This window comes from Pseudactinotalea sp. (genome assembly GCF_048594945.1).
Lineage (GTDB): Bacteria > Actinomycetota > Actinomycetes > Actinomycetales > Beutenbergiaceae > Pseudactinotalea.
Genome location: NZ_JBMDXJ010000369.1, coordinates 1 through 6,383, shown reverse-complemented (window position 1 = coordinate 6,383; position 6,383 = coordinate 1). Strand labels below are relative to the sequence as shown.

Here is a 6,383-nt window from a genome sequence, read left to right as displayed (position 1 = left end):
CAACCTCGTGCACAACGCGATCGTTCACAACTCCGGCGCGCCGGCCACCGTGAGCGTCCGTACCGGGCGCGAGCCGGGCTGGGTGGTGCTCACGGTCGAGAACACCGGCGCCCTGCTCGATCCGCACGTGGTGACGGGTCTGACCGAGCGGTTCCGCCGTGGCAGCGGCCGAGTCCGCAGCGACCACGACGGCATCGGGCTGGGACTGGCGATCGTCAAGAGCATCTCCGACGCCCACGACGGCAGCCTCACGCTCCAGGCCAGAGCCGAGGGTGGCTTACGCGTGGTCGTCCGATTGCGCGCAGGCTGATCAGACCGTTCGGGGCCGCAGCACCGCTCGCGCGGCCCCACGCAGCGCGTCGCCGACCTCCCGCAGCAGTGCGGAGGAGCGGCGCCACTGCTGCCAGTACAGCGGGACGTCGACCACCGCATGGTCGGCGAGCCGTACCAGATCCCGGACCCGCACCTCCTCCCGGCACTCGATCTCCGGCACCATGCCCCACCCCATGCCGAGCCGGATCGCCTCGGCGTACTCGGCCGACGCCGGGATGTAGTGCGAGGGGGGCGTCACCTCGGCTCGGGTCAGGCGGCGAAGGCACCGGCGTTGCAGAGTGTCCTTGCGGTCGTAGGTCACGTTGGGTGCCGTCGAGAGCGCACCGGGGTCCACGCCGTCGGCGAACCATCGCTCCACGAACACGGGCGAGCACACGGCGAGATAGCGCATCACGCCGAGCTGTTCCGCCGAGCATCCGGGTACCGGCTGGGCCTCGGAGGTCACCGCTCCGACCGCGGCCCCCTCGCGCAGCAGAGTGAGCGAGTGCTCCTCGTCCTCTCGCAGCACCTCGAGGTGCACCCGGTCCACCAGCCCGGCCAGCGGCGGCAGCGCCCACGTGTGCAGGGAGTCGGAGTTCACCACGATCGTGAGCGGCACGGGACCGCTGGCGGTCGGAGACAACTCGGCCCGCAGCTCCGTGCCGAGCTGCTCGAGCTGGCGGGCGTACCGGAGCACCGCGAGTCCCGCGGAGGTCAACTCGATCGGTCGGGTCCGGTGAAGCACCGGCTGCCCGATCTCGGACTCGAGGGCGCGCACCCGCTGGCTCACCGCCGACGGCGTCACGCGCAGGACCGCAGCGGCTCCCTCCAGCGTCCGCGCCTCGGCGATCGCGGCAACGGTGCGGGCAGCGTGGGCATCCACGTCCGTCATGAAGAACATCTTAAGGACACACAGGAGCATGATCTGGTCTGTCGCACGACGACGACCTAGCGTTCACGCGTGCTCCCCACCCTCTCCGGCCTGGCTGCCGGCCTGTCGCTGATCGTCGCGATCGGTGCCCAGAACGCCTTCGTGCTGCGTCAGGGACTGGCGCGACGACACGTGCCACTGGTGATCGCGGTGTGCGCCGCGTCGGACGCCGTGCTGATCGCAGCCGGTGTCGCAGGGCTCGGCGCGCTCGTGACGCACGCACCCGTGGCGCTCGAGATCGTGCGGTGGGGTGGCGCGGCCTTCCTCATCGGCTACGGCATCCGCGCCGCAGTCCGCGCGTGGCGCGGAGAGTCGCTGCAGGGTGCGGGGGAGTCGGCGACTCGCACCTGGGGTCCGGTACTCGCCACCACACTGGCGCTGACGTGGTTGAACCCGCACGTGTACCTCGACACCGTGGTGCTGCTCGGTTCGATGGCGGCGGCCCACGGGGACGACCGCTGGCTCTTCGGGGCTGGGGCGATGGCGGGTTCGGTGCTGTGGTTCTCCGCCCTGGGTCTGGGGGCTCGCCTTCTCGAGCCGGTGTTCCGACGGCGGAGCGCCTGGCGGGTGCTCGACGGCGTGATCGCGCTCATCATGGTCGCGCTCGCAGCGCAGCTGTTGCTGAACTAAGCCGCGGCGGCGTCACTGCACGTGCACGTAGATCGTGTGCAGGCCGGTGGCGCCGTCGGGTGCGGGTGGGCCGGACTCGGAGATCTGCACGGCACCCTCGGAGTCGGTAGCTCGGACCGAGAGCGTGTGCTTGCCCACCGGCGCATCCCAGTGCCAGTACCACTGCCGCCAGGAGTCGATCGTCGGCTCGTCGGCGAGCTCGGCGGGCCGCCACGGACCGTCGGAGTCCACGCGGATCTCGACCAGGGCGATGCCGCGGTGCTGCGCCCACGCCACGCCCGCCACCACCACCCGCCCGGCGTTCACCCGTGCCGACCGTGCGGGCACGTCGATCCGTGAGGAGGTCTTGATGGGCCCGCGCGCGGACCAGCCGCGCGGTGTCCAGTACGCCACGTCGGCGTCGAAGGTGGTCACCTTGAGGTCGACCACCCATTTGGTGGCCGAGACGTAGCCGTACAGTCCGGGCACCACCATGCGGACCGGGTAGCCGTGCTCGACCGGCAACGGCTCACCGTTCATCCCGATCGCCAGCAGCGAGGCGCGCTCATCGGTGAGCGCCTCCAGCGGGGTGGAGGCGGTGAAACCGTCGCTGCTCGTCGAGAGCACCATGTCCGCCTCGGCGAGCGGCTCGGCGCGCGCGAGCAGCTCCCGGATCGGCCATCCGGTCCACACCGCATTGCCCACGAGGTTGCCGCCCACCGTGTTCGACACGCACGCGAGGGTGGTGAGCGACTCGATCATCGGTTGCTCGAGGAGCTCCGCGTAGTCGATCTCGACCTCGCGGCGGACCATCCCGTGCACCCGGAGCCGCCATTGCTGCGGGTCGAGAGACGGCGGCACGATCGCGGTGTCGATGCGGTAGAAGTCCTCGTTCGGGGTCACGTACGGGGTCATGCCGTCGACGGCGACCTCGGCTTCTGGAGGGACGGTCACCGGGTCCGTGACCTCGGGGAGCTCGGCATCGGCGCGGGCCGACTCGGCCTGTTCGCGGCCGGAGAGCACCTGCCCGACCAGGGCGACCGCGGCGGCGAGAACCGTGGTGAGCCCGGCCCAGCGCAGCACCCGGCGGCGATCGAGATCTGGCTGCTGATCTGCGCGGCGCCAGCGGTGGCCCAGCACAACGATCCCGCTCCCGACGCCGAGGGCGGTCGGGAGCAGGTCGAGCGCGGCGGCACCCGGCCGCAGCAGCACGATCGCCACCACACCCGCACCCAAGGCGGCGAAGATCGCCAGGGCGAGCCTCCGCCGTCCGGATCCACCTGCGGCGCGCGGTGCGCCGAGCAGCCCCAGACCGGCACAGAGCAGCGTCACCACGACGATCATCCCGGCTACGAGGACCTGCTTGTCGCGTGTGCCGAAGGTGGCGATCGCCCAGTCCTTCAGCCAGGCGGGTGTGGCGTCGATGAACGCTGCGCCCAGCGCAAGCAGCGGCGATGCGGTACCGCCGACCAGACTCAGCCCGTCGAGCACTGCCGCACACACTCCCGCCACGGCGAGCGCCACCGCGCCCGCCGCGACTCCGGTGAGCGCGGCGGTCCACTGTGCCGCCCTCACGCGAACTCGAGATCGAGCCGGGCCAGCTGAGACCGGACCAGCGGCTGCAGCGGCGAGGTGGCAGGAAGAAGGTCGCGCTGCGCCGTCCAGACCTCGTAGTCGTCGGCGCCCCAGGATGCGCGCGTCCATGCGGCCATCAGGTCCGCCTGATCGCTGGCCACGATGGTCGCGCGGAGCTCGCCATGAAGGTTCTCGCGGAGTGCGACCACCCCGGGCGCGTCCGAGTGGGGAAGCACCGGGCCCGCGTAGTGGCGCATCGCCGCCACCACGTCACCGGCGGCGAGCAGCGCACGCACAAGGTTCCAGTCGCCGGCCACCGGAACGAGCAGACGATAGGGGCGCGACCCGATCACCTCTTCTCCCAGCAGCCCGCGCAGGCGGTTCATCTCCGCGCGGAGCGTGGACGTGGCGGGAACGTCCCCCTCGTACAGGAGCAGGGCCAGCTCGTCTCCGGCGAGGCCCCTGGGTGAGGTGGCCAGCAACGCCAAGATCTCGCTGTGTCGTCGGCTGAGGACCTGAGCCTTGCCGCGGACGGTGAGCACCGCCTCACGGCGGCCGAGGCACTGCACGGTGACGTCGGCGCGGACGAACACCTCGCCGTCGATCATGTGGGGGACCGGGATCGGTCCGCCGAGGCGCGTCAACTCGGACTCGGCGAGACGGGCGGCGGTGCGCACCATCGCCATGGTCTGCGGGGAGGCGACATCAGGACCTCCGGTGACGTCCAGCACCCCGAGGATGCGGCCCGTGATCGGGTCGTGGATCGGTGCGGCGGCGCAGTTCCAGGGGCGGACCGACTCGCGGTAGTGCTCGGCGCCGACCACCATCGTGGGGCGGTCGAGCACGAGCGAGGTCCCGGGCGCGTTGGTGCCGGCGAGCCGCTCGTCCCAGCTCGCACCTTCGACGAACCCGATCGCCTCCGCCCGCCGAAGCGTCTGCGTGGTTCCAGTGACCCAGAGGAGCTGACCCTGGTGGTCGCTCAGTGCGAGCAGTGCGTCGCACGCCCGAGCAGCCTCGCCAAGCGCGTCGTCGAGCAGCGGGTAGACGGGGGCGAGGGCGTGAGCGGCCCGGTACTCCACGAGATCGTCCTCGGGGAGCGTGATCGGGCTGGACTCGGCGCCGACATCGACGCCCGCAGCCGCCGACCGGTGCCACGACTCCGCGACCTCAGACCTCATCGCCTGGCTCATGGCCACCAGTGTTCGCCGCGAAGGCCGGCAAAGCAACCGCGGCATGCAACGTGACTGCAACGTTCGCCTCCGTAGCGTGCCGCTCAGCGGCGCAACCCGCCCGCCATGAGGACCCAACAACGACGTGGGGAGCACACATGACCGTGTACGCACAGCCCGGTTCTGCCGAGTCGGGCATCGAGGTCGCGAGCCGGTACGGCCACTACATCGGGGGCCAGTGGGTCGACCCGATCAAGGGTGAGTACTTCGAGAACATCTCGCCGGTCACCGGCAGGGCGTTCACCGAGATCGCCCGCGGCACCTCCGAGGACATCGAGGCCGCACTCGACGCCGCTCACGCGGCCTCGGACTCGTGGGCGCGGACCTCGCCCGCCGAGCGCGCCGTGATCCTCAACAAGATCGCCGACCGCATCGAGGCCAACCTCGAGGATCTCGCGGTCATCGAGACCTGGGACAACGGGAAGGCGGTGCGCGAGACCCTCAACGCCGACATGCCGCTCGCGATCGACCACTTCCGGTACTTCGCCGGCGCGGTCCGCGCCCAGGAGGGTGGCATCTCGGAGATCGATGGCGACACCATCGCCTACCACTTCCACGAGCCGTTGGGCGTGGTCGGGCAGATCATCCCGTGGAACTTCCCGATCCTCATGGCCACCTGGAAGCTGGCCCCGGCGCTTGCTGCGGGCAACGCCGTGGTACTCAAGCCGGCCGAGCAGACGCCGTGGTCGATCCTCAAACTGTTCGAGCTGATTGGTGACCTGCTGCCCGACGGAGTGGTCAACATCGTCAACGGCTTCGGTGTGGAGGCGGGCAAGCCGTTGGCAGCCAACCCGCGGATCGCGAAGATCGCGTTCACGGGCGAGACCACGACCGGCCGGCTGATCATGCAGTACGCGAGCCAGAACCTGATCCCGGTGACGCTGGAGCTGGGCGGCAAGAGCCCGAACATCTTCTTCGAGGACGTCGCGGCCGCCAACGACGCCTTCTACGACAAGGCCCTCGAGGGCTTCGCGATGTTCGCGCTCAACCAGGGCGAGGTCTGCACCTGTCCGTCGCGTGCGCTGGTGCAGTCCTCGATCTACGACGGCTTCATGGGCGACGCGATAGCCCGGGTCGAGGCGATCACCACGGGTAACCCGCTCGACGTCGCCACGATGATGGGTGCGCAGGCGAGCAACGACCAGCTCGAGAAGATCCTGTCCTACATCGATATCGGCAAGCAGGAGGGCGCCGCCGTGCTCACCGGCGGTGAGCGGAACGTGCTCGACGGCGACCTTGCCGAGGGCTACTACGTCAAGCCCACCGTGTTCGCCGGTGACAACTCGATGCGGATCTTCCAGGAGGAGATCTTCGGCCCGGTGGTCTCGGTGGCGCGGTTCGCCGACGACGCCGACGCGCTCAAGATGGCCAACGACACGCTCTACGGGCTGGGCGCCGGCGTGTGGACCCGCAACGGCAACCGGGCCTATGCCACCGGTCGCGAGATCAAGGCCGGCAGGGTGTGGACGAACTGCTACCACGCCTACCCGGCGCACGCGGCGTTCGGTGGCTACAAGCAGTCGGGGATCGGGCGCGAGAACCACAAGATGATGCTCGACCACTACCAGCAGACCAAGAACCTGCTGGTCAGCTACTCGGGCACCAAGCTCGGCTTCTTCTGACCGGCACGGCTGCTGACCGGCACGTGACCGGACCGCCGCGGACCGCGCGCCCCGGCCTCGGCGGGCGGCGCGCGGTCCGGCGGCGCATGCTGGCAGGACGACGAC

The 6,383-nt window shown here is 70.4% G+C and carries 6 protein-coding genes; 3 read left to right on the top strand and 3 right to left on the bottom strand.

Features of this window, described 5'->3' with window-relative positions; genetic code table 11:
* Positions 1-310, top strand: a 310-nt coding sequence (locus ACOJSN_RS16850) for a sensor histidine kinase (RefSeq protein WP_420113650.1), incomplete at its 5' end; no start/stop codon positions are given.
* On the opposite strand, the gene ACOJSN_RS16845 is transcribed toward ACOJSN_RS16850, so the two are convergent.
* Positions 311-1,204 (bottom strand): LysR family transcriptional regulator ArgP, encoded by an 894-nt coding sequence (locus tag ACOJSN_RS16845; RefSeq protein ID WP_420113649.1) that lies wholly within the window; start codon positions 1,202-1,204, stop codon positions 311-313.
* Positions 1,205-1,273: 69 nt separating this feature from the next.
* Between ACOJSN_RS16845 and ACOJSN_RS16840 the strand changes: the two genes are divergently transcribed.
* Complete coding sequence (locus ACOJSN_RS16840) at positions 1,274-1,873, top strand: LysE/ArgO family amino acid transporter (RefSeq protein ID WP_420113648.1); 600 nt, start codon at positions 1,274-1,276, stop codon at positions 1,871-1,873.
* A gap of 12 nt (positions 1,874-1,885) precedes the next feature.
* Here ACOJSN_RS16840 and ACOJSN_RS16835 read toward each other — a convergent pair whose 3' ends face one another.
* Both ACOJSN_RS16835 and ACOJSN_RS16830 read right to left on the bottom strand, forming a co-directional pair.
* A complete protein-coding gene (locus ACOJSN_RS16835) occupies positions 1,886-3,427 on the bottom strand; it encodes a molybdopterin-dependent oxidoreductase (protein WP_420113647.1) in 1,542 nt (513 codons plus the stop codon).
* Positions 3,424-4,617 carry a GAF domain-containing protein gene (locus ACOJSN_RS16830; protein WP_420113646.1) on the bottom strand — a complete coding sequence of 398 codons (1,194 nt, stop codon included), beginning with the start codon at positions 4,615-4,617 and terminating at the stop codon, positions 3,424-3,426. Before ACOJSN_RS16830 ends, ACOJSN_RS16835 begins: the two co-directional genes overlap by 4 nt.
* 137 nt (positions 4,618-4,754) lie before the next feature.
* Between ACOJSN_RS16830 and ACOJSN_RS16825 the strand changes: the two genes are divergently transcribed.
* Positions 4,755-6,278 (top strand): aldehyde dehydrogenase family protein, encoded by a 1,524-nt coding sequence (locus ACOJSN_RS16825; protein ID WP_420113645.1) that lies wholly within the window; start codon positions 4,755-4,757, stop codon positions 6,276-6,278.
* Positions 6,279-6,383 lie beyond the last annotated feature (105 nt).